Raw genomic sequence first — 21,866 nt, 5'->3', positions numbered from 1 at the left:
GTATTAAGTAATACGGGCAATAATTAATTTAGGATCATAAAATTTAGGCAAATTCGTTATTAATCACAGTATGGAGGAAATTCAGTAAGTTATCAAAGTTCGTTTCAAACGCAAGTTGCTGTTTTTTCTCGATAGAAATAGGCAGGAGCTCAAGCCAACGTGCTGCAATCCAAGGCAACTTGTCAAAATGAGTTTTTTTGTACAGTAAACTAAGTTCCGGATTACTTTCAAAGACGTTTAAAAGCGCATCATGTAATAGGTAATGTTTGCCAATTGAGTTGTTAATGTCCTTGTACCAATAAGGCGTCTTACAAGGCGATACCAGCCCATGTCGCAGTTCGTCTTCGTCTTGGTAAGCATCATTAATTTGCACGTTTTTAGATGCATATACATCAATTAATAATACATCGTTATCGTCTTGATCAAAATCGATAATATCAACAAGACAACCTTGCGCACTTATATTAAAAGGCGTGTCATGCTCGAATGTACAAAGCACAAACCCTGTATTATTTTTTAATGCGTTTTTAACCATATTTAAATAGCGAGGCTCAAATATGCGTAATCGCGTATAACCTTCAGGTAACATAAAAATGGGTAATGGAAAAATCGCACGTTTCATAAAGTCTACTTATTTCAAACACTCTGCCTTTACTTACGTGCGCTTTTGCTAAGTCGATCAGCTTTGCATGAATCGAATTAATTACCTACTCCACCATTGGTTAAATATTAAACCAGCTCCCCATGCTTTTTAGTACTTGGACTGAGTAATATGCACTTATCATACTGGCTACTGGCGCTAACATTAAAGCAAATAACCCAAATTCACTGCTCATCGTTTTAATCCTTTAAATGGTTTATTTAACGTTTTTAACACTCGCGTCAGTATTTTTAGACGCAGTATTCTCGGTTAAAACAGCCTCATCTAATATTCCAACTAAAACAGTTTTAGCATCAAAATAAAGCGTTTCTTTTAATGACTTTTCAAGTTCGAATGTTGTTTGCTTAACGTAGCTTGTTACACTTTGAGCTAATATATCAGTAACATCTAGGTCCACTTCTGTTGCGTGTACTTGCGCAGAACCTAATACTAATAAACTTGCCATAGCGATTTTAATTGAATGTTTCATAATGGTATTCCTTGTTTGTATATTGTTTGATTAGACGAAGTTATATAATCAAGGGTTGTGCCAACATGAAAATAAAAATTAAAGTATTGTAATTAAATAGGTTTTTATAAATTTAATTAATTTCAAAAATTCACACTCTATTAATCTAACCACTTAATTTTATTTTTTGACCAATATTTGGTTAATAATTAAGATCTATTTACCCACGTTAATAAAAGTCACAGTAAATACATTTAGCGTTTATAAAAACGTCATATCTAAACGTTAAAGTTCCATTACTATAAATAATTGAAAAGTGCAGTATGTCTATCTTATCTCGTCGTGGTTTTTTAAAAACATCAGTAGCCAGTGTATTTACCGTTGCTATTTCCAGCGCTATAACAGGCTGCGCTCAAACACTAGCTGACAGACCATTATCAGCAATTGAGTTTAAGCATGGTGTTGCCAGTGGTGATCCACTAAGTAATGCTTTAATAATTTGGACGCGAGCCACAACCTCTCAACCATCTTCCATTGCGACTGTTTCATGGGAGCTGGCAAGTGATCCTGATTTTAAAAATATATTACGCAGCGGTTACGAACAAACAGATAAAAGCCGCGACTTTACTATAAAAATAGACGTGCAAGATCTTGCACCAAATACCGAATACTTTTACCGTTTTATGGGTTTGCAAACACAAAGCCCTATAGGCCGAGCTAAAACACTGCCAATAAGTAATGTTGAACAAATAAAAATGGCTGTTGTGTCGTGCTCAAACTACCCTGCTGGGTACTTTAATGCCTACACTGATGCCGCCAAGCAAAAGGATTTAGATGTAGTACTGCATTTAGGAGACTATATTTACGAGTACCCAATGGGTGGATACGCCACTGATAATGCTGAAAAAATTGGCCGCCAATTAGCTGCCGATAACAGCGGTGAAATTATTACTTTAAGCGACTACCGCAAACGCTATGCAATTTATAGAACAGACAAAGGCCTACAAGCACTTCACGCAGCAGCGCCTTTTATTGCAATATGGGATGACCACGAAGTTGCTAATGATACATACAAAAATGGCGCGGAAAATCACAACATTAATGAAGGTGACTTTTTTAAGCGTCGCGCAGCGGCTATTCAAGCCTATTACGAATGGCTGCCAATTAGACCGCCTATGGGCGAACAAAGCCCGCAAATATATCGCACGTTTGATTTTGGTAATTTAATAAGCTTACACATGCTAGATACGCGCGTAATAGCACGCGATAAACAACTCGCTTACAGCGACTATAAAAACCCCGAGACCAAGCAAATGGATATTGCGCGCTTTGTCAGTGATTTAAATAATCCAAAAAGGCAGTTACTAGGTAACACACAACTAAACTGGCTCACGAGTGCAATAACTGAGTCAAATGCAAAGTGGCAAGTATTAGGGCAGCAAGTACTCATGAGCAAAATGTGGCTGCCTACTGAAATATTCTCGCAATCCGATCGCACTAAAATCCCGCTGGTATTAAAAGAGCTTGTTGCCATTAAAAAAGCCGTGTTAGCTAATAAAGCGGTAACACCCGCGCAACTCGCACGCGTAAATACTTTAATGCCTTATAATTTAGATGCGTGGGATGGTTACCCAAGCGAGCGCGAAGCATTATACAAAAGCGTTACCGCATTAAATAAAAAGTTAGTAGTGGTTGCAGGTGATACGCACAATGCGTGGCATGGCACATTAAAAAATGCAAAAGGCGAAAGTGTGGGAGTAGAATTTGCAACACCTGGTGTTACATCCCCGGGTATGGAGCATTATTTAGCGCTTAATACAGCACAAGCAAAGCAGATGGCTGACTCGCTTTCATTGTTAATAAACGACTTAAACTATTGTGACTTATCACACCGTGGGTATATGTTACTGACTATTACTAAAGAGCAAATCACAACCGATTGGCGCTATATAGATAACATAAACTCTCCAAGCTACAACATTGCTGCTCAACACCAAAGTGTCTATAAGGGCTAACATTTTGTATAAAAAGAGAAGGTAAACACATTATTTACCTTCTCGTTTATTTTATTAAACGCGCTTAATTACAACTATAAAGAAGCGTCCACGAAGCATCACTTCCTGGAAGGCTGTTTGTATACCAATTTGCACTGTATGCATTGCCTTGATATTGTATTTTGTCGTCGGTGTTATTGTGTGTAAATGGACCGGCCGAATAATCCTTTTTCACCCAATTAGGGTATGTATTAATACCATTACAATCGGTTGAACTCACAACGCTACATCCATTTGCATCAACATTTGTACCAGCGGGTGTATCTGGGCACTGATCAATATCATCATTCACTCCATCATTATCCGCATCACTTTGTGGTTCAACTACTTCAACAGCACAACCTACATCATTAACAGTTTCCCCTGCAGGTGTATTTGGACATTGATCAACACTATCGCTAATACCATCAGCATCGGCATCAGTTACCGCACAACCAATACTATCAACCACTGTATCGGCAGGAGTATTATCACACTGATCAAGGCTGTCACTTATACCATCGCCATCAGAGTCTAAAGCAACGGTACTGCCACCCCATCCAGTGAGTATTTCTTTAACTTTAGTGCCTGAAGCGGTTAATGAATTCCAACTGCCGCCAGGGGTGAATAACGAAGCCCCTTCGTTTTTATCATTAATAGACCAGTTAGCGTGACTAATATTGTTTGTTTTAAAAAATGCCATCCATGCATCTGTTTCATTAGCATTAACACCACCATTGCCATCAGCATTAACTGTCCCCCACTCTGTAGCAAACAATGCAATACCGTTGTCGAGTGCTGTTTGCGCTTTATTTCGATATGATTGTCCGTGCGTGCCAGCATAAAAGTGCAGAGTGTAAGCAATATTGGCGCGATCTATCGGATCTTGTGATGCCACATCAACGTCTTGAGACCATGTTGGTGTACCAACCACAATTAAATTATCAGGATCGATTGCTCTAATTTTATCAATTACAGTTTCGGCGTAAGGCTTAATATCGTTAGCCCATGAAATTTGTAACGGCTCGTTATAAATCTCATAAATAACATTATCGTATTGCCCATACTTTGTAGCTACGTCTTCAAAAAATCGAACGGCAGTAGCCTGATCTGTATGTGCTTCATGGCTATGAAAGTCAATAATAACGTACATATCTTCGCTAATAGCAGCATTTACAACAGTATCAAGACGGCTCATATTCCCATCCCAGTCATAATTTAAGCTACCACCAGCACTTGACCCATGGCCTATTGCCGCGCGAATCAATGTTGCATTAAATTCAGACTTAGCACGTGCTACTGTTTCTGCGGTATAAAATTTTTCAGCCCCCCACCCCGTGTTACTCCAGAATAAGCTGGTACCTGCAAAGCTCGTATTTTCACCACCAGCAAGAATTTGATTACCGCTAACCGTTAATTTCTCAACAGCGGCATTAGCCATTGTTGAACAACCTAATAATAAAGCTAACGATAAGCTCGTCACTTTAAAGTTCCTTTTGTTGTGATTAATTAAACTGTTATTCATAATATTTCCTTAAATTGAAGTTATCAGTCGTCATTTCGCTGATGTAATAAAGTAAAACCGCAAAAAAACAATACAAAATAAGTGTCATTTATATTTTACGTAAGTTAAAAGTACCAACTTATTATTAACATTAACTGAACAAAAAATTCACGAAGCACTGCCGTGAATTAGGAAAAGGAGAATAAAAGGCATGTTTAACGAAGTTCGAAGATTTTGTCGGGGATATATTGTTTTTTACACTTTTTTTACATTAGGTAAAAATAAAATGTTTAAGTAGAGTAAATAGGTAGCCATCGATTAAGAAACACCACCTTGCATACATTTCAGTCAATTATATTGGGCAACACCTTACGTCCTAAACGATAGGCATCTGCAATACTCAATACCCAAATAACAATCATTAAAGGCACATACTTATATTCAGCGAATTGGGCGCAGGCGTCAGAAGGTTGTTGCGCGGCTTTTAGAATGGCCGTAACCGACATAGGGATTTTTCCGTGTACAATTTCATTTGCAGTACACTGTGCAATCGCAAATATATCTTGAAAGGTTAAAATTAAAAGAACAGAAAATACCCCCGCAAAAATAGCGCCTATAAGGTGTTTTTTTAAAGAAAAATGCCCCGCTCCAGGATAAACAATGGCGGTAAGTAAAGCAGCTTTAAGATCTGGTTTCATATTTATCCAATATAGAAATTACACTTTTTAAAGTGGTCACATAAAAAAGCCACTTTGCAGTGGCTCAATTAAAATATCAAGTAGTTAAATGTATTATTGTCCGCCAAACCCGAGAGTTAACTCAATACCAACAAAGCGAGGTGCTCCTGCAACAAATGTTGGGTTGCCAAATCCTCCTCCAGTATTACCAGCATCAACTAAGTACTCTTTATCTAATAAATTACTGGCAAATACACTAACAGCCCAATAATCACCACTCGCAATTCCTAAGCGCGCACTGACTAATCCAAGCCCTGGTTGGCTAATATCTAAGCCTGATATTGGCGCATTTGCTGGCTCAAAAAACACTTCAGAGCGGTAGCTATATATTAAAGAGCTCGTTAAATTAAGTGAGTTTGACAATTCTGTTGAATAAAACAGCCCCGTACTAAATGTCCACTCTGGTTGTAATCTAAATTTATTGCCTGCGAGGTTACCGTTATTACTGTCATCATCTATTTCAGCATCAAGGTAAGCCGCATTGGCAAATATCTCAAACTCATTATTAATTAACGCCCTTACTTCAGCCTCTGCGCCAACATTAGTGGCAGAGCCCGCATCTGCAGAAAACGCAACGCCTTCATCATCCTGTAACGTAACCTGAAAGTTAGAGTAATCTTGATAAAATACAGCGACAGAGTAATCTAAACGCCCGTCAAGTGCTTTACCTTTAATACCGGTTTCGTAGTTCCAAATAATTTCCGCTGGAACTTCTGATATTGAGGCTTCGACATTCCCTTGTTCATCGTTAGCCGAACTTACTTCAAGTACTTCCGAACGACGCCCTTTTGAAACAGTCGCATACATATTTGTAGTAGGGTTTATTATATAAAGCGCATTAAAACGTGGCAGCCAATCATCATAATCAGCATCGCCATAGAATGTTTCACCATTAGTATCAACCGTAAACAATGGCGCTTGCGTCAAAACACTATTGGGTGCAGCAGAGCTATAACCACTGCGCTTTTCTTCTTTTATATAACGAAGACCCGCTGTTAACTCCAGTGCCTCAGTTGCAGCATAAGTTACATCAGCAAACGCTGAGTACGCTTTGTTTTCACCATAGTTTGTAAACTCTAATGAATATGGCAACTCGTTTATTGCACCACCTGTTAATGCTGGCGTTAAAATATTAACGCTACCATCATTATTAATACAAGGAACACCTGAGCCCAATACACCTAAGCAATTTAAGAATATAGACTCCTCTGTACTAAATGGAATACGCTGGCTACCATCTTCTTCAAAGTAACTCACACCAAAAATACTAGTAAACTTATTCTGCGTATAAACAGCGCGTAATTCTTGGCTAAATTGATCGCCCTCAGCAGCTTCTGCAAATTCTAAAAACCATGCCTGCGTACCATCAGCATCAAACACTTCTAAAGAATCAAAGTTACGCCCTGCGGTAATTGAGGTGATTGTTAAATCGTTACTTACATCCCAATTTACAGTCAAATTTAAATCGTTAACTGTGCGCTCCACACCTAAGTCTTTTTTTCCAAACACAGACTCTGCATACGGACTACCTGGCATTTCAACAAAGCTATATGGGCTTGTATCACCACCGGTTGGTGCATAAAGCCCATTTTTAAAAGATGTACCCGAGTCATCATTTTTTTCATACGTATACACCAAATCAATCGTTACATCGTCACTAGGTGTAATACGTAAAGACGGACGATAAGAAAAACGCTCAATAGCATGCATATCATCTTGCTTAAACCCAGCCGGGTTTTGGGAGTTACTATCTCCTGCAATATTTTTTATAAACCCATCACGTTCACGATAAGTAAAAGCAACACGGCCTTGCATTAAATCATTACCACCCGTTACAAAACCACTAACACCTTTGGCCGAGTAATTACCAACGGATGCTTTTAATTGAGCCGAAAAATCTTTTTCTGGTTTACGTGTTGCTACACTAATAGCCCCCACAGAAGCTGCTGTTCCAAACAGTGTTGCTTGTGGTCCCTTAACAACTTCAATTCCTTCTACATCAAAAAGCTCAAAGTACGAGCCACGAGAGCGTGATACATCTGCTCCGTTATAATAAATAGACACACGAGGTGATGATTGAGACGACCCACTATCAGACGTAATACCACGAATTACAAAGCCCGGGTTGTTAGGGCTTTGCTCTTGAATAACAAGCCCTGGTGTTATTTCAGATAAAGTGTCGAGTTCGCCAATACCTAAGCTTTCTAAAAAGTCGCCATCGTAGGCACTTATTGTTACAGGCACATCTTGTATTGATTGCGCACGCTTTTGAGTAACAACCACTATTTCATCAAGTTCTTTATTTATGGTTTGATCTGCAAAACTATTTGTTGATGTAACGCAAATCATCGCCACAGACAATTTAGTAAGTTTAAGAAAAGGCCGTGTTTTTAATTTATTTTTCATGTTTTTCACTGTTCGTCCGGTTAATTGTTTTTAGGAATTACCAGTAATCTAACGAACTATTACGACTTTTTTACGTCTTATTAATTACGCATTGGTTAAATTGATGTTTCAACTTTATGAAAAACAATAAATTATTGTATTCATATAAAAATTATAATATTGAAAAACTCAGCGTACACTTGTACACTAAAATTCATTCAAATAGTGGTAGGATCTGTTATGTCGTTAGAAGCGCCCTATTCTAAAAAAGAAGAACAACTAAACGTAATTAGCCATGCACTTGGTATTGTATTTGCCGCATTTGTTATGTGGGATTTATTTAGCCAAGCCACCAGCACTAAAGCGTATATTAGTACTGTAATTTATGGCAGCAGTCTATTTGTACTATTTTTGTCATCCACTTTGTACCATGCCAGTATTCAACCGCGCTTAAGAGCCTTTTATAAAAAGTGCGATCACTGCGCCATATACTTATTAATTGCCGGCACCTACACTCCCTTTTTATTAATCTCATTAACCGGTGCTTGGTCATGGGCAACACTTGCATTTATTTGGACTGTGGCACTAGCAGGCGTTGCATACAAAGTATTTGTAAAAAACGGTAATAAAAAAATATCACTCGCCACCTACTTACTCATGGGTTGGTTTGCACTGGCTATTGTTTATCCGCTTTATTCAAGTGTTGATGTAAAAGCACTTTACTGGCTACTTGCCGGCGGCATTTTTTATAGTTTAGGCACTTTTTTTTACAGTGCTAAAAGCACCCAATTTAGCCACGCAATTTGGCACTTATTTGTTATTGCAGGGTGTGTTTGCCATTATATTTCAATTAGTAATTATGTTTATTGAGCTGGTATAGCCAATTAATATGGTCTGGTTTGAGCGAATAGCGGACACTAAAAAGTTAAATTTATTCCTACACCTTTGAGTAGGAGCCTAATTTTGTACGATAACATTATTAACCGCCTTTCTGAGACAAATTAACATGCTTGATTCCTAGCTGTTTTAATTACATGTTTACAAAGGTAATTATTGGTGAAATTATCAGAGTATGTAATATACGCCATTTTGGTGTGTTATAAACTACCAAAACGGTGTGCAATAAGTTGTTAGCAAACCGTTATAAACGGCCTCATCAATATAGGAAGTTAAATGTATCGTTTTCTTGTAATGAATAAGATGTTGTCTGTATTTTTTTTCATTAGCGTATTCACTATTACTTTATTTGAATTTATCTGCGCAGATCAAGTTGAAATTTTTGCTGGAGGAGCAAAACTCGCTAACGTTTCTGTAAATCTATCATTGGCATATATGTCTGCCTTTATTTTTTATATTGTAATAGCCTACTATCCTGAAAATAGTAAAAGAAAACATTTATCTGAACCGATGCTCATAGGTTGGATCTTAAGAAAACTTGAAGTTGAACTCTGTTAATGATCAAATAGTTACGCCAATAAAAACATGACTAAAAACAGAGTTCACATGCAGATTAACCAAGTTTCAAACCAATTAAAAGCCCTTATCTCAGAAAAACACCTCATTGAGCTTGCAAAAACCTCTGGATTTCAAGTTCGACACCGTTGCCTGTCGATCGTTTCTCTGCTCAAAGCCGTGTTTAAAAGCTTATCTTGCCTGCAAGACGCTAACTTGTCAGATATCCATCAAAACTTGCGAACGCAGGCTAATTGCACGATAAGTTATAAACCCTTTCATAATCAAATTCGAAAACCAGCCTTGACTGAGCTTGTCCGTGAGCTCGTTATTCAAGCGATGTCTAAATTGACTGTAAACACGCTGGATAAAACCTTTTTTACCCAGCGAGGAGTACAGCGAGTGTTATTGCAAGATGGTTCTTCATTTGCTCTACATGATGAATTAGCGCAGGTTTTTGCTGGTCGTTTTACTGCTGTAAGTCCTGCCGCAATTGAGTTGCACGTTACCTATGACCTATTTAATGAACAACCCTGCGAAATAGATATTCGTCCTGATGTTGAAACTGAGCGCGCCTTTTTACCAGGTAGCCACACACTTGAAGATACGTTATTACTTGCTGATGCTGGGTATTTTGACTTAGATTACTTTGAGCAAGTAGCTCAAGATGGCGGATATTTTTTGATCAGAGCAAATAAAAACATTAACCCAATCGTTACATCAGCTTATTGCGCGGGTATAGAACTTAAAGAAAAGAACATTAAAATCAAAACGTTACTCGATAAATTCGCAAGCCAACCACTTGAATTAACAGTACGTTGGAAGAAAAATGGGCCCGAGTACAGGCTTATCTATTTACCGAATGAAAAGCGCCCCGTTTTCCTTGTTACTAATTTAAAAGAGGCACAGTTTAGCTTTGACGAACTACTCGATATATATGCAACTCGTTGGCAAATTGAGTTGTTTTTCAAAGAACTAAAGTCATGGAATAACCTTAAAGGGTTCATCACACGAGATCCTCATATTGCCGAATCATTGGTTTGGCTGAGCATACTGCAAACACTTATCAAGCGTTTTATCTGCCATAGTGCAGCGGGTATGTTTAAGTGTGCGATCTCGACATTTAGAGCGAGTAAGTGCAGTTATCTTTGGTTGGATGATATTCTGGATTGCATAGAACAAACACGGTGCAGCCATAAGATACATCGTGTATTTGAGCTACTAGCGGTAAATTGTAAGCGGCAAAGCATTGAGAAAAACAATGATATTTGCCGTTTTAAGATAGGAAGTCACACGGTCTGTGTTCCTTAAGAACTAAGCTATGAACCGATGCTAAGAACCAAAAATATAAGAAGCTTCAATATTCAAGGGAGTATTTTATTCTTTTGTTTGTCGTTGTTAAGTATCGGAGTTATTGTTGGTTTTACTATAAAAGCTAATTCGACCACTCTCGATGCTCTTTATAAGGCATTCGGTGTAATCTCGGGAATTGGTACTTTGCTTACCGCATTAATCGCTTCTTTAGCTTTGTATACATGGAAGTATCAATTTAGCCACGGTGAAAGGTTTAAGGCATTCAAAAAACTTGAGGAAATAGCTCTTGATTGTATCAGTGCAATTGAAGTGTACAGGGGTGTTTATGAAGATGAGCATCTCTCAGGTAATACACGTTGCTATTACGATGATCACAACAAGGCAAAGAATAAGAGCCGTGATACTTTTAGAGAATCTATAGAACGGTATCGTAAAGATGTAGATTTTGTTCAGTCTTTACTTACAAATGAGGAGCTAACAGAATTCGAGTTTACCTATGGTAACTTTAACTCAAAAGTTCATGGCATTCTGAACAGTGTTTCACAATCATATGAATTTAATGGCGAAGAACAGCATAAAGAATTACTTATTGTGGAAAAAGACATATTGGAATTGAAATTAAAAGTAAAAGAGCATTTCCGACAATTCAGAGGTCGCTGATATTTGCTAACAAGGCCATCAAGTCGGATTCGTAACAGTTGGCTACTTTACCAAAGATAATAGAAAACTTAGTAAGAGTAATATTTTAGGTAATTTGTTAAAACTATATAAAGCAGAAAAATGAGCGTGACAACAACAGAAGTATTCGTGATTAGCGCATTTTAAGATTGTTATGTGTAATGGAGTATACAGAGTATGAATATCGGAATATACATATACGATGATGCAGAAGTTCTTGATTTCTCTGGACCATTTGAAGTTTTAAGCACTGCAAATCGTTTAGGCAATAAAAATTGGAATGTATTTTTAGTTTCTGAAAAACCTGATGTTGTACAAGCTCGTGGTGGTTTTCCAGTGCACGGACATTTCTCATTTGAGACTCATCCGAATATTGATGTGCTTATAGTTGTTGGAGGTATACATACAGGGGAAGTTAAAAAGCCTACTGTAATATCTTGGATTTCGAATGTTGCTAGTACATCAAAAAGAGTCGCATCTGTCTGTACAGGAGCGTTCATTTTAGCTGAAGCTAATTTACTAAATGGTTTAACAGTTACAACGCATTGGGAAGATATAGCCGATCTCAGTGCTACCTACCCCAAATTAAATGTTGTGAGTGATCATCGTTGGGTCTCTCAAGGTAAATATATAACTTCTGGTGGCATATCAGCTGGAATTGATATGAGTTTACACTTAGTGTCAGAACTATCGACATTAAATTTAGCTGAGCAAACAGCTAAGCAAATGGAGTATCACTGGCAAAAATGCACATAACAACAGGCTAAGTCGTCGTAGTCAGCAAGTGGCACTTACCTGCCAATAATAGTCATATCACTCCCACCGACACTCACGCATATTTACTTTGTCATTTTTAAACAATACGCCTTCTGATAATAGCTTTTCGCGCTGTTCTTGGTATTTTTCGCTACCTTCAGGGAATGATATTTTACCTTGGCTATTCACTACCCTGTGCCAAGGTATAACCGAGTCGTTTGGCATCATTTTTAATAAGCGCCCAACCAACCGTGAGTTTTGCGGGTAGCCCGCAAGAGCTGCAACTTGCCCGTAGCTTGCCACTTTACCTATTGGTATGCCTGCGATAACAGTATAAATAAGTGTTTCTTTATCAATATCAGCGTTCATTTAAATACGCCTCACTAAGTACTTTAAATTGCTCCCAAATAGTACGCGCTACAGGTCCGTGGTGCACTGCATGTTGTCTAAAGGCTCTAATTTGTGCGCTAAATTTATGCTCTCGGTCAGTTATGTGTATTTCTTGAAGTAAGCCTGCTTTTATTTCAGGAGCGCAGTGTTCTAGGCTCATCATTGCCCAACCTGCACCTGAGAGTAAAAACGATTTTAAGGTCGATACATCATCAATTTTCATCATGGCCGAGCCTTTTGAGTACGATAGCCTGTCACTGTCGATACTCAAGTCACTTTCAAACATGGCTAAACACGGATACGTTTGTAGTTCGCTATAGGTTAGCTTTTGAGGAAATACGCCTTTAGCGCTGACAATGCCAATATCGAGCCTGCCTATAGGTACGCTTTCTAAATCGCCTGTCGCATGGAATAAATCAAACCACGGGCCAATACCTAATTCGGCTTGCCCATTATTTACTTGCTCTAACGAAATAAAGCGCTTCCCGCTTGTTAAGCTAAATTCCGTGCTGGTAAACAACCTAAAAATATTACTTATGATCTCGTTGTAACTTTGCATATGGCAAAGTTGTTCGTAACAAATTCTAAATTGGGGCTCATTCCCGAGTGCTAATTCTTTAGCAAGCTGTGCTAACTCGCCGTTCGCATGCAGGAGTTGCTGCGCCTCGCGGTGAAAAATACGCCCTTTTTCAGTAAGCTGTAATCGGTACTTACTTCTATCTAGTAACTCAAATCCTATTTTTTCTTCTAGTTTTTTAATAGCAAGTGTAAGCGCGGGCTGCGTTTTATGTAACTTTAATGCGGCTCCGCTTAAGCTTGCGCTTTGCACTATGGCATCTAAAATTATTAATTGATTCAGCTTCATATACCGCCCTGCAACATTATAAGTAAAACTTATTGAGTTTCTAAAATTTAATGATTTTTATTTTATATGTTTGCAGCGTATGCTGCACTTAATTATTTTGCCATCACTGCAACGGAGAAGACATGAAACTCTTTCGTCTATGTTTATTAACAACGACCTTACTTAGCTTAATAGCCTGTTCTGAGCCAGAACAACAAGTTAAAGAAGAGCCCATTCGCCCTGTTAAATTATTCAACATAGGTCATGATTCTCAAATTAACATTCGCAGCTTTCCTGCTGAAGTTGTTGCAAACCAAGGGTCATACCTTGCTTTTAGAGTAAATGGCGAGCTTGTAAAATTTCCTGTCTTAGCAGGCGAACATGTAGAGAAAGGCCAACTATTGGCAAAGCTCGATCCTGAAGATTTTGAATTGCAATATGATGATAGAAAAGCTAGGTATGAACTTGCAAAATCTCAACTTAACCGAATAGAACAATTATTTGAAAAACGAATTACTAGCCAATCAGAGCTCGATAAAGCAACTGCTGATATGCAAGTTGCTGAATCAGCATTTAAAATTGCACAAACAAACCTTGAGTACAGTGAATTACGTGCTCCTTTTAGTGGCATCGTCGCTAAAGTATTTGTTAAAAACTTTGAAAATATTCAAGCGAAGCAAAATATATTACGTTTAGAAACCCGCGATTTAATGGACGTTGAAATACAAGTTCCTGAAAAAATAGTTGCACGCTTTAATAAAGGCACTAGCTACCAACCTACTGTTAAATTTGACGGTTACGACGACAAAGAATACACCTTAACGATAAAAGAATGGGATACGCAGGCAGACCCTGCAACACTTACTTATAAAGTTGTTTTTTCTCTGCCTGTACCCGATGACTTTAATTTACTTGCTGGCATGACAGGCAGTGTACTAATTGATTTGAGTAAAGTAACTAACTCACAAGTTGCTTACACAATTTTACCTATCGAATCCGTTTTTTCTGATCCCCAAGAAACCATTAAAAACAATGCATATGTTTGGCTTTACGACGAGCAAACAGGTCAGGTTCATAAGCAAGCGGTAGAAATCGGTCAACTTCATCGCGACGGCATTGAAGTACTAAGCGGCATTAAAGAAGGTCAAATAGTTGTGGCTGCGGGTGTACACTCAATAAAAGAAGGAATGAAGGTACGCGCGTGGAATAAAGAGCGAGGCTTATAACAATGAGCTTTGCACAACTCTCCATAGAAAAAAAAGTAATCAGCTGGATGTTTACGTTGCTACTATTAATTGGTGGTAGCGTATCGTATTTTGATTTAGGGCAATTAGAAGACCCTGAATTTACACTCAAAAAGGCCATGGTTATAACCATGTACCCAGGTGCTTCACCGCAACAAGTTGAAGAAGAAGTAACCTTCCCTATCGAAAATGCGATTCAGCAATTACCTTATGTCGATTATGTAACGTCAATTTCATCAAATGGAAAATCGCAAATTACAGTAGAAATGAAAAGCACCTACCGTAAAGAACAACTGCGACAAATATGGGATGAAATGCGTCGTAAAATTAATGATCTCTCCCCCTCATTACCTACTGGTGTCTACCCAAGTATAATTTTAGATGATTTTGCCGACGTATACGGTGTGATGTATTCGGTTACAGGCGATGGCTATTCGTATGATGAACTTAAAGATTACGTAGACTATTTAAAGCGCGAGCTGGTACTTGTTAAGGGGGTTAGTAAAGTTACCATTGCTGGAGAGCAGCAAGCACAGGTTATGGTAGAGATATCGACTCGTAAATTAGCGCAATTAGGCATAGCTCCTAGTCATATATTTCAACTTTTACAATCGCAAAACACGGTATCAAACGCGGGTAAAATTCGCGTTGGCGATGAATCAATCCGTTTTCATCCAACGGGTGAGTTTAAAAATGTAAAAGAGCTTGAAACGCTACTGATTTCAAAAACAGGCGCAAGTGAGCTAATTTACTTAGGTGATGTAGCCAAGGTACACAGAGAATATGCCGAAGTACCAAGTAATATTATTCGCTACAATAATGAACAAGCATTACTAATAGGTGTGTCATTTACCTCTGGTGTTAACGTGGTTGATATAGGCAAGCATATAGATGAACACTTGGCATCGCTTGAGTATCAACGACCACATGGCATTGATATTAGTTCGGTGTACAATCAACCTAAAGAAGTTGAAAAGTCAGTTGATGGGTTTATTATCAGCTTGGTTGAAGCTATTGCGATTGTAATTGTGGTTTTGCTTTTGTTTATGGGACTAAAAAGCGGCATTTTAATTGGTGGTATTTTACTACTGACCGTACTAGGTACGTTTATATTTATGAAGTTGTTTGCTATCGATTTACAGCGCATATCGCTTGGGGCACTTATTATTGCACTAGGGATGCTGGTTGATAACGCAATAGTAGTAACCGAAGGGATACTAATCAACCTTAAACGTGGCCAAACAAAACTCAAAGCAGCAGTTAATATTGTTGAACAAACTAAGTGGCCTTTACTAGGTGCAACAGTCATTGCGGTAACCGCGTTTGCACCAATAGGTTTAAGCTCTGATGCCAGTGGTGAATTTGCCGGTAGCTTATTTTGGGTGCTGTTTATTTCGCTTTTATTAAGTTGGATAACAGCTATTACATTAACGCCATTTTTTGCCAATTTGATGTTTAAAGAAACTCAATTCAAAGGCGAAAATGACCAAGAAGATGAAGACCCATACAAAGGCTTTATTTTTAATGGCTATAAGGCTGTATTAGATTTTTCTCTACACTTTAGAAAAACCACGCTTATATTAATGGTTGTTTTACTGTGTACTGCGGTTGTTGGTTTTGGCTCTGTAAAACAGTCATTCTTTCCTGCCTCTAATACACCTATGTTTTATGTAGATTACTGGCAAGCACAAGGTTCTGATGTTCGCTCAACCCTTGAGGGAGTTAAACAGCTTGAGGCGTTTTTACAAAAAGAAGAACTCGTTGAAGAAATAACAAGTACCACAGGGCAAGGCGCACCGCGCTTTATGCTTACCTACGCGCCAGAAAAGTCATACCCAGCTTATGGGCAATTGATTGTTCGTGTTGCCGACAGGGAAGCTGTTGCCACTATAATGCAAAAAGTCCGTGATTATTCAAATCAGTATGCGCTTTCTGCACAACTTAAAATTAAACCAATGGAAATAGGCCCTTCTACCGATGCCAAAATAGAAGCCCGTTTTTCGGGCCCTGATCCTGTTATTTTAAGGCAACTGGCCGCTAAAGCCGAAGAACTGATTGGTAACGATGATGGCGCATACAATATTCGTAATGACTGGCGCGCACGTACCAAAATGATTCGCCCACAGTTTAACGAACAAAAAGCACGCCGCTTAGGCATTAGCAAATCAGACTTGGATGATATATTACTCACCAGTTTGTCAGGTAAGCAAGTAGGTGTATATCGTGATGGTACGCAGTTGCTGCCTATTATTGCACGATCCCCAGCTAACGAGCGCTTAAACGTAGAAAGCGTTCACGACCTTCAAATATACAGCCCAGTACTTGGTGTATTTGTACCAGTAACCCAAGTAGTAGACGAGTTTATTGTACAATGGGAAGACAGCCTAATAATGCGCCGCGACCGTAAACGTACTATTACTGTGATGGCCGATCATAATGTACTCGGCGATGAAACCCCAGCTAAACTATTTGCGCGTATTCGCGGCCCAATAGAGAATATGGAACTGCCACGTGGTTACCAACTGGAATGGGGCGGCGAGTTTGAGTCATCAAGCAAGGCTCAAAAAGCAATATTTGGCTCTTTACCATTGGGTTACTTAGCTATGTTTGCAGTAACTGTATTATTATTCAACTCAGTTAAACAACCTTTGGTAATTTGGGCAACCGTGCCTCTTGCTATTATTGGCGTAAGTGCAGGGTTATTGATTATGAATACACCATTTAGCTTTATGGGTTTGCTTGGTTTGTTAAGCTTAAGCGGTATGTTGATCAAAAATGGGATTGTGTTGGTCGATCAAATAAATCTCGAATTAAGGGAAGGTAAATCGCCTTATGAAGCCGTATTTGACTCTGGTGTGAGTCGTGTACGCCCAGTTGCTATGGCCGCTATAACCACTATTTTAGGTATGATCCCGCTGCTATTTGACGTGTTCTTCCAGTCAATGGCGGTAACCATAATGTTCGGTTTAGGCTTTGCCACCATACTAACCCTCATTGTAGTGCCAGTACTTTACACGGTTATATTTAGAATTGATTACGAACCGCGTAAGTAGTTAAACATCTAATCGGTTAACATAAAAAATGCCACTGGCTCAAGGTCAGTGGCATTTTTATTTAATACCGATGAAAAAAGAAAGGCCACATATTGAGTGGTTAATAAATTAGCCGCAACACTTTTTGTATTTTTTGCCACTACCACATACACAAGGTGCGTTACGCTCTGGTACTTTATCAAATACTTGTGGTGTTGACTTGCTAAGCGCAAAGTCTAGTTCGCGAATATCTTCTGGTACGTCTGCTTTAATTCCAATCGAAGCAAACAGCGAATGATCTTCTAGTATTGCTTCTATTTCTGATTGTCGTTCAGCTGAGTTTACAATTAGCGTTAACGGGTGCAACTCTGTGCCTACCTTTGCAGTACGATTTGGCGCAAATCCATTACTGTTATTTTTACCCATTATATCGGGCTTACCCATAAAGAAAAACTTTGACATGCTACTTCTATAACCTTTCTACATTATTAAGACGGCGCATCTTAACAGCTTACCCAACATATAACTAAGTGTACTTGTTAATGCACAATATAAATTAGGCTTTAGCGTATATACGCCTAATATAACGACATAAATAAGCTATTTAATGGATTTAAAATAGAGATTTAGACAAACCTTAAATTCGTAATAGAGTGAAATTACGCTGACTCAACTTAGAGACATTTTAGTATCTAATATCAATCCGTAATAATACTTGATCAATTTGAGGGCTTAAGCCTGACGCTAACTGTGTTAAAAACTTCTGATATACGACTGCATCGATGCAGAAGGTAGAGCAATGCAGGGGCAATTACTGATAACAACTAAATAAGAAATTTTTGCCTTGTTATCGACACTATTTTCTTACCTCAAAATAACACACTTAATTAAGCTAAGTGGTATAACACCACCACTTAGCTGCACATTATTTTTTTAAACTGAGAATACGGCCTGAGCTTGGTTGTGAGTCTGATTTAGCATTAGACGAGTTGTTCTCTTTAATACTTTTTGGCTTACCAACATACGTGGTAGAACGCTTTTGATAAGGCGCTTTACTGCGCTCATTTTTGCGCTCGCCATTAGCATTACTACGCTCAGAGTTGCGACTTGAATTTCGCTCAGTACTACGCTCGCCACTTTGTTCGCCTTTATTAAAACGGCGAGGATTTTCACCCTGAAAATCACGTTTTTTGGGAGCCGACGGCGTATTATTTTCTGATTGTTTGTTAGCATCAAGCGAATGCTCTTGGGTTTTACCTGAGTCAGAAATCGAGTCGTTTATTTGCGCCATTTCAGTATCAGACAAATGACGCCACTGCCCTACCTTTAAACCTTTTAGTGTTACGTTCATTATACGTGTGCGCTTTAACATAACTACTTCGTAACCTAAATATTCACACATGCGGCGTATTTGGCGGTTTAAACCTTGGGTAAGTACTATTTTAAATTCTTTAGGGCCACTTTGCGTGACTTTACATTCTTTAGTGACGGTATCTAAAATAGGCACGCCATTGGCCATTTTTGTAACAAACTGACGATTAAGCGGTTTATCCACCGTAACAACGTATTCTTTTTCGTGATTATTGCCCGCACGCAAAATTTTATTAACGATGTCGCCTTCGTTAGTTAAAAATATAAGCCCTTCAGACGGTCTATCTAAGCGCCCTATTGGAAATATACGCGTAGGATAGTTAACTGCTCGTATAATATTACTTTGAATTTTACTTTCGGTAGTACACGTAATACCAACGGGTTTGTTGTAAGCGATATAAACGCGCTTTGGTGTGGCTTTAAGTGGCTTGCCATCAATTAATACAACATCGGTAGCGGCTACTTTTACGCCCATTTCTGGAGAGTAGCCATTAACGCTGACACGACCCTGCTCAATATATTTATCGGCTTCGCGGCGTGAACAAAATCCTGTTTCACTAATAAATTTATTTAAACGTTTTAATTCGGTCATGGCACTTATAGCGTAGTAATTTTTAAGGCGAGTAGTGTAAACCACCCACACTATTTTTTCGCCCCTAATTTAGAATTTATAGGTGTTTAAGCATTAATTTTTGCTTTCGTTAATTTACGCCATACAAATTCAAGCGGGCCTTGGTTAAAATAGCGGCTGTATATAAAGGTAAATATGAGCTGCATTACAACTAATGCCGTTGCCAGCACCCAGTAATCAATACGATCAAAACCGAGCACCCAGTGTGTAAATAGCACTTTATATAACAATAGTTGCATGAGTGTTTGGCTAATATACAAGGTAAATGCTAAGCGCCCTGTTTGCTGAATAAGCTTGCCAACGTGTGCGCTGTTATTGCAAAATTTAACAATTAAATGAATATACAGCGTCGCCATTCCAAGTGCCGCAAACATATTTATTAACTCTTGTATGGCATACATAAAGCCACTACTGTATTGCGAGGTATAGAGCCTAAATGCACTCAAGATCGTGGTTGCAATAACGATTGTTACTAGCTGTTTTGTGCTTAAGCCTTCACTAAATACCCCCTGTTTATACAAGTAAATACCAATGAGCATAATCCCTGCACACATCCACAAGGTCATTATCGGCACTATAAATACCATTAATGCATTCATACCGAAATTAGAAATAAAATAATCAAAATAATGTGGGCTATATAAAGAAATAAAATCTTGAGAGTCGCGATAAATAATATCCACAGGTGCACTATACATAACCAGCCCAGTGGTGATGCCACACAGTAAAATAAATGCAAGACCTCGCCTCAAAAGTAACGCATTATCGCTTTGTAGGTATTTCAGAGTAAACCAACCTGAAATGCCATAAACAAATAAAATATCACCAGCCCAAAGTAAAAACCCATGCGCTAAACCAAACAGTATTAACCAGTAAAGCCTACTTTTTAACTGCACATCAGACTTATAACGTTGCCATTGAATATAAAGCCCAGCCCCAAACAGCAAACTAAACAGCGTTCTAAAACGACCGTCTACAAATAAGGTACTAAAAATATAAATAATAGAGTCACTAACAGGGGCATTACTGTGCGCAATGTAGCCTAATTCAAAAACACCAAAAGCATAGCTATTCATGTAAACTAAGCCCAGTACAGCTATGCCACGAATGAAGTCCATATTGTAATTGCGCATTAAAGCTAGTGTCCGTTAAATATTGTTCTTATAGCTGTCGGCCCAATTGACCGACTGCTGGTAGAGTGCAGGCAGTATAGCATTGTCTATATTCAACAAAAGCCCAGCTTGCTCTAACGCCCACCAGCTTCCAGTTTCGTATGCTCTAACAACATTTAAAATATAGTAAAGGTTATTTTTATCATTTAATAATGCAGCTTTTATCTCATCTGGAAAAGGCAGCTTTTCAACGAGTAAGCTCATCGGTTGATCAAGTATTGCATCAAGCAATGAAAATAAACCGGTTAAAAAAGCCTCTCCAGTTTGGCTCTTTGCTACATTTTTTGCTAAAAGCTCACAAAAACGAGCACGAACAACGCAAACCTGCATTAGCTCAGCAGGCTTTTTTCCTGCTGTATGAGCGGTAACAATAAGGCTCACAAACTTTTTAAGACGATCATGCCCTAAATAGACAAGTGCTTGCTTTAATGACGATATTTGACTTTGTATAGGAAAAACACCACTGTTTATTAAACGCAGTAGTTTATATGCAAGGGCGGCATCTAGCTCAAACAACCCAGATATAACTTTTATATCTGGGTTTGGCTTCATTATTTCAGCATAAATAGCGACAACTAACCCATAATTATAATCGATATCGTTTTGCTTGATCATAGTGGGTTTTGCAAAAAAATAACCTTGGAAATAATCAAACCCCATATCAAAGGCTAATTTATAGTCGTCTTGAGTTTCTATTTTTTCGGCTAATATTTTTATTTGTTTATGTGCTTGCAGCTTTTTAACGATGGGTTGTATTTCGTTAAGCGGTGTCATTCTTATATCAAATTTTATTAATTTGACGAGCTTTAAAAAACGATCCCACTGTGGTTTATACACAAAATCATCGAGTGCGAGTTTATAATTACTATGAAATAAACCTCGGCATAGTTCGTAGTTATCATCGTTTGGCTCAATGGTTTCAAGTAGTTCGATTACAACATCTTGGCAAGGCAAAAAAGCGCATAAGTCGAGCTTCAATGATTCAGGACCAATATTAATGAGTGCTTTTTTACCTGATGTAATATGGCGAGTACCTAAGTTAAGTTGATTCTCCATAATAAGACGAGCGGTCGCTTGGCCTTCTGCAATATCAGGAAAATAATTTTTAGGGCTATCACGAAAAAGTAGCTCGTAAGCTACTACATTTTGACGACGATTAAATATTGCTTGCCTTGCAACAAATACAGACACATTACCTACTTCTTGTTTTTTAT

At 38.3% G+C, this 21,866-nt stretch carries 19 protein-coding genes; 8 read left to right on the top strand and 11 right to left on the bottom strand.

Going from position 1 to position 21,866, the window contains the following annotated elements; genetic code table 11:
• Window positions 1–43 precede the first annotated feature (43 nt).
• Both AOR04_RS20970 and AOR04_RS20965 read right to left on the bottom strand, forming a co-directional pair.
• Window positions 44–622 carry an LON peptidase substrate-binding domain-containing protein gene (locus AOR04_RS20970; RefSeq protein ID WP_008137099.1) on the bottom strand — a complete coding sequence of 193 codons (579 nt, stop codon included), beginning with the start codon at window positions 620–622 and terminating at the stop codon, window positions 44–46.
• A gap of 235 nt (window positions 623–857) precedes the next feature.
• Window positions 858–1,130 (bottom strand): hypothetical protein, encoded by a 273-nt coding sequence (locus tag AOR04_RS20965; RefSeq protein WP_007376333.1) that lies wholly within the window; start codon window positions 1,128–1,130, stop codon window positions 858–860.
• A 302-nt stretch (window positions 1,131–1,432) separates the two neighbouring features.
• On the opposite strand from AOR04_RS20965, the gene AOR04_RS20960 reads away from it, so the two are divergent.
• Window positions 1,433–3,124, top strand: coding sequence for an alkaline phosphatase D family protein (locus tag AOR04_RS20960; protein ID WP_096794580.1), 1,692 nt, complete (start codon window positions 1,433–1,435; stop codon window positions 3,122–3,124).
• A 64-nt stretch (window positions 3,125–3,188) separates the two neighbouring features.
• On the opposite strand, the gene AOR04_RS20955 is transcribed toward AOR04_RS20960, so the two are convergent.
• The 3 genes from AOR04_RS20955 to AOR04_RS20945 all read right to left on the bottom strand — a co-directional run bounded on the left by AOR04_RS20955 (window position 3,189) and on the right by AOR04_RS20945 (window position 7,789).
• Window positions 3,189–4,667 (bottom strand): cellulase family glycosylhydrolase, encoded by a 1,479-nt coding sequence (locus AOR04_RS20955; RefSeq protein WP_096794579.1) that lies wholly within the window; start codon window positions 4,665–4,667, stop codon window positions 3,189–3,191.
• Between the two features lie 323 nt (window positions 4,668–4,990).
• Window positions 4,991–5,344: a hypothetical protein gene (locus AOR04_RS20950; RefSeq protein ID WP_096794578.1), complete on the bottom strand. Its 354-nt coding sequence runs from the start codon at window positions 5,342–5,344 to the stop codon at window positions 4,991–4,993.
• Window positions 5,345–5,437: 93 nt separating this feature from the next.
• The gene (locus AOR04_RS20945; protein WP_096794577.1) at window positions 5,438–7,789 is read right to left on the bottom strand and encodes a TonB-dependent receptor; all 2,352 of its coding nucleotides are present in this window, start codon (window positions 7,787–7,789) and stop codon (window positions 5,438–5,440) included.
• 219 nt (window positions 7,790–8,008) lie between these two features.
• On the opposite strand from AOR04_RS20945, the gene trhA reads away from it, so the two are divergent.
• The 5 genes from trhA to AOR04_RS20920 all read left to right on the top strand — a co-directional run bounded on the left by trhA (window position 8,009) and on the right by AOR04_RS20920 (window position 11,968).
• Entirely contained in the window at window positions 8,009–8,638 is a 630-nt protein-coding gene (gene trhA / locus AOR04_RS20940; protein ID WP_096794576.1) for a PAQR family membrane homeostasis protein TrhA, read from the top strand.
• A 303-nt stretch (window positions 8,639–8,941) separates the two neighbouring features.
• Window positions 8,942–9,223: a hypothetical protein gene (locus AOR04_RS20935; RefSeq protein WP_096794575.1), complete on the top strand. Its 282-nt coding sequence runs from the start codon at window positions 8,942–8,944 to the stop codon at window positions 9,221–9,223.
• Between the two features lie 48 nt (window positions 9,224–9,271).
• Window positions 9,272–10,531, top strand: coding sequence for an IS4 family transposase (locus AOR04_RS20930; protein ID WP_157770536.1), 1,260 nt, complete (start codon window positions 9,272–9,274; stop codon window positions 10,529–10,531).
• An 18-nt stretch (window positions 10,532–10,549) separates the two neighbouring features.
• Window positions 10,550–11,194, top strand: a complete 645-nt coding sequence (locus AOR04_RS20925) for a hypothetical protein (protein ID WP_232525552.1) — start codon at window positions 10,550–10,552, stop codon at window positions 11,192–11,194.
• A 195-nt stretch (window positions 11,195–11,389) separates the two neighbouring features.
• Window positions 11,390–11,968, top strand: a complete 579-nt coding sequence (locus AOR04_RS20920; protein ID WP_096794574.1) for a DJ-1/PfpI family protein — start codon at window positions 11,390–11,392, stop codon at window positions 11,966–11,968.
• Between the two features lie 57 nt (window positions 11,969–12,025).
• Here the strand turns inward: AOR04_RS20920 and AOR04_RS20915 are convergent, their stop codons facing one another.
• The gene (locus AOR04_RS20915; protein WP_096794573.1) at window positions 12,026–12,337 is read right to left on the bottom strand and encodes an MGMT family protein; all 312 of its coding nucleotides are present in this window, start codon (window positions 12,335–12,337) and stop codon (window positions 12,026–12,028) included.
• On the bottom strand, window positions 12,327–13,223 hold the full coding sequence (locus AOR04_RS20910) for a LysR family transcriptional regulator (RefSeq protein WP_096794572.1): 897 nt from the start codon (window positions 13,221–13,223) through the stop codon (window positions 12,327–12,329). The genes AOR04_RS20915 and AOR04_RS20910 overlap by 11 nt, the downstream gene beginning before the upstream one ends.
• 122 nt (window positions 13,224–13,345) lie before the next feature.
• Between AOR04_RS20910 and AOR04_RS20905 the strand changes: the two genes are divergently transcribed.
• Entirely contained in the window at window positions 13,346–14,428 is a 1,083-nt protein-coding gene (locus AOR04_RS20905; RefSeq protein ID WP_096794571.1) for an efflux RND transporter periplasmic adaptor subunit, read from the top strand.
• 2 nt (window positions 14,429–14,430) lie between these two features.
• A complete protein-coding gene (locus AOR04_RS20900) occupies window positions 14,431–17,499 on the top strand; it encodes an efflux RND transporter permease subunit (RefSeq protein WP_096794570.1) in 3,069 nt (1,022 codons plus the stop codon).
• 108 nt (window positions 17,500–17,607) lie between these two features.
• Here the strand turns inward: AOR04_RS20900 and AOR04_RS20895 are convergent, their stop codons facing one another.
• From AOR04_RS20895 to AOR04_RS20880, 4 genes are all read right to left on the bottom strand, one after another.
• Window positions 17,608–17,940, bottom strand: a complete 333-nt coding sequence (locus AOR04_RS20895; protein ID WP_096794569.1) for a PBPRA1643 family SWIM/SEC-C metal-binding motif protein — start codon at window positions 17,938–17,940, stop codon at window positions 17,608–17,610.
• Between the two features lie 463 nt (window positions 17,941–18,403).
• The gene (gene rluF, locus AOR04_RS20890) at window positions 18,404–19,441 is read right to left on the bottom strand and encodes a 23S rRNA pseudouridine(2604) synthase RluF (protein WP_096794665.1); all 1,038 of its coding nucleotides are present in this window, start codon (window positions 19,439–19,441) and stop codon (window positions 18,404–18,406) included.
• Between the two features lie 86 nt (window positions 19,442–19,527).
• Complete coding sequence (locus tag AOR04_RS20885) at window positions 19,528–20,598, bottom strand: DUF418 domain-containing protein (protein ID WP_096794664.1); 1,071 nt, start codon at window positions 20,596–20,598, stop codon at window positions 19,528–19,530.
• 30 nt (window positions 20,599–20,628) lie between these two features.
• Window positions 20,629–21,843, bottom strand: a complete 1,215-nt coding sequence (locus AOR04_RS20880; protein WP_007376348.1) for an EAL and HDOD domain-containing protein — start codon at window positions 21,841–21,843, stop codon at window positions 20,629–20,631.
• Window positions 21,844–21,866: the final 23 nt, after the last annotated feature.

Origin of the sequence: Pseudoalteromonas sp. 1_2015MBL_MicDiv (genome assembly GCF_002407505.1) — a bacterium.
In the GTDB taxonomy this organism is placed as follows: domain Bacteria; phylum Pseudomonadota; class Gammaproteobacteria; order Enterobacterales; family Alteromonadaceae; genus Pseudoalteromonas; species Pseudoalteromonas fuliginea.
This window is presented reverse-complemented; position numbering and strand designations above follow the sequence as displayed.

Bases quoted from the DNA above. Each gene is read 5' to 3' on its own strand.
- AOR04_RS20970 (WP_008137099.1), bottom strand. From the start codon at position 622: ATGAAACGTGCGATTTTTCCATTACCCATTTTTATGTTACCTGAAGGT.
- AOR04_RS20965 (WP_007376333.1), bottom strand. From the start codon at position 1,130: ATGAAACATTCAATTAAAATCGCTATGGCAAGTTTATTAGTATTAGGT.
- AOR04_RS20960 (WP_096794580.1), top strand. From the start codon at position 1,433: ATGTCTATCTTATCTCGTCGTGGTTTTTTAAAAACATCAGTAGCCAGT.
- AOR04_RS20955 (WP_096794579.1), bottom strand. From the start codon at position 4,667: ATGAATAACAGTTTAATTAATCACAACAAAAGGAACTTTAAAGTGACG.
- AOR04_RS20950 (WP_096794578.1), bottom strand. From the start codon at position 5,344: ATGAAACCAGATCTTAAAGCTGCTTTACTTACCGCCATTGTTTATCCT.
- AOR04_RS20945 (WP_096794577.1), bottom strand. From the start codon at position 7,789: ATGAAAAATAAATTAAAAACACGGCCTTTTCTTAAACTTACTAAATTG.
- trhA (WP_096794576.1), top strand. From the start codon at position 8,009: ATGTCGTTAGAAGCGCCCTATTCTAAAAAAGAAGAACAACTAAACGTA.
- AOR04_RS20935 (WP_096794575.1), top strand. From the start codon at position 8,942: ATGTATCGTTTTCTTGTAATGAATAAGATGTTGTCTGTATTTTTTTTC.
- AOR04_RS20930 (WP_157770536.1), top strand. From the start codon at position 9,272: ATGCAGATTAACCAAGTTTCAAACCAATTAAAAGCCCTTATCTCAGAA.
- AOR04_RS20925 (WP_232525552.1), top strand. From the start codon at position 10,550: ATGCTAAGAACCAAAAATATAAGAAGCTTCAATATTCAAGGGAGTATT.
- AOR04_RS20920 (WP_096794574.1), top strand. From the start codon at position 11,390: ATGAATATCGGAATATACATATACGATGATGCAGAAGTTCTTGATTTC.
- AOR04_RS20915 (WP_096794573.1), bottom strand. From the start codon at position 12,337: ATGAACGCTGATATTGATAAAGAAACACTTATTTATACTGTTATCGCA.
- AOR04_RS20910 (WP_096794572.1), bottom strand. From the start codon at position 13,223: ATGAAGCTGAATCAATTAATAATTTTAGATGCCATAGTGCAAAGCGCA.
- AOR04_RS20905 (WP_096794571.1), top strand. From the start codon at position 13,346: ATGAAACTCTTTCGTCTATGTTTATTAACAACGACCTTACTTAGCTTA.
- AOR04_RS20900 (WP_096794570.1), top strand. From the start codon at position 14,431: ATGAGCTTTGCACAACTCTCCATAGAAAAAAAAGTAATCAGCTGGATG.
- AOR04_RS20895 (WP_096794569.1), bottom strand. From the start codon at position 17,940: ATGTCAAAGTTTTTCTTTATGGGTAAGCCCGATATAATGGGTAAAAAT.
- rluF (WP_096794665.1), bottom strand. From the start codon at position 19,441: ATGACCGAATTAAAACGTTTAAATAAATTTATTAGTGAAACAGGATTT.
- AOR04_RS20885 (WP_096794664.1), bottom strand. From the start codon at position 20,598: ATGGACTTCATTCGTGGCATAGCTGTACTGGGCTTAGTTTACATGAAT.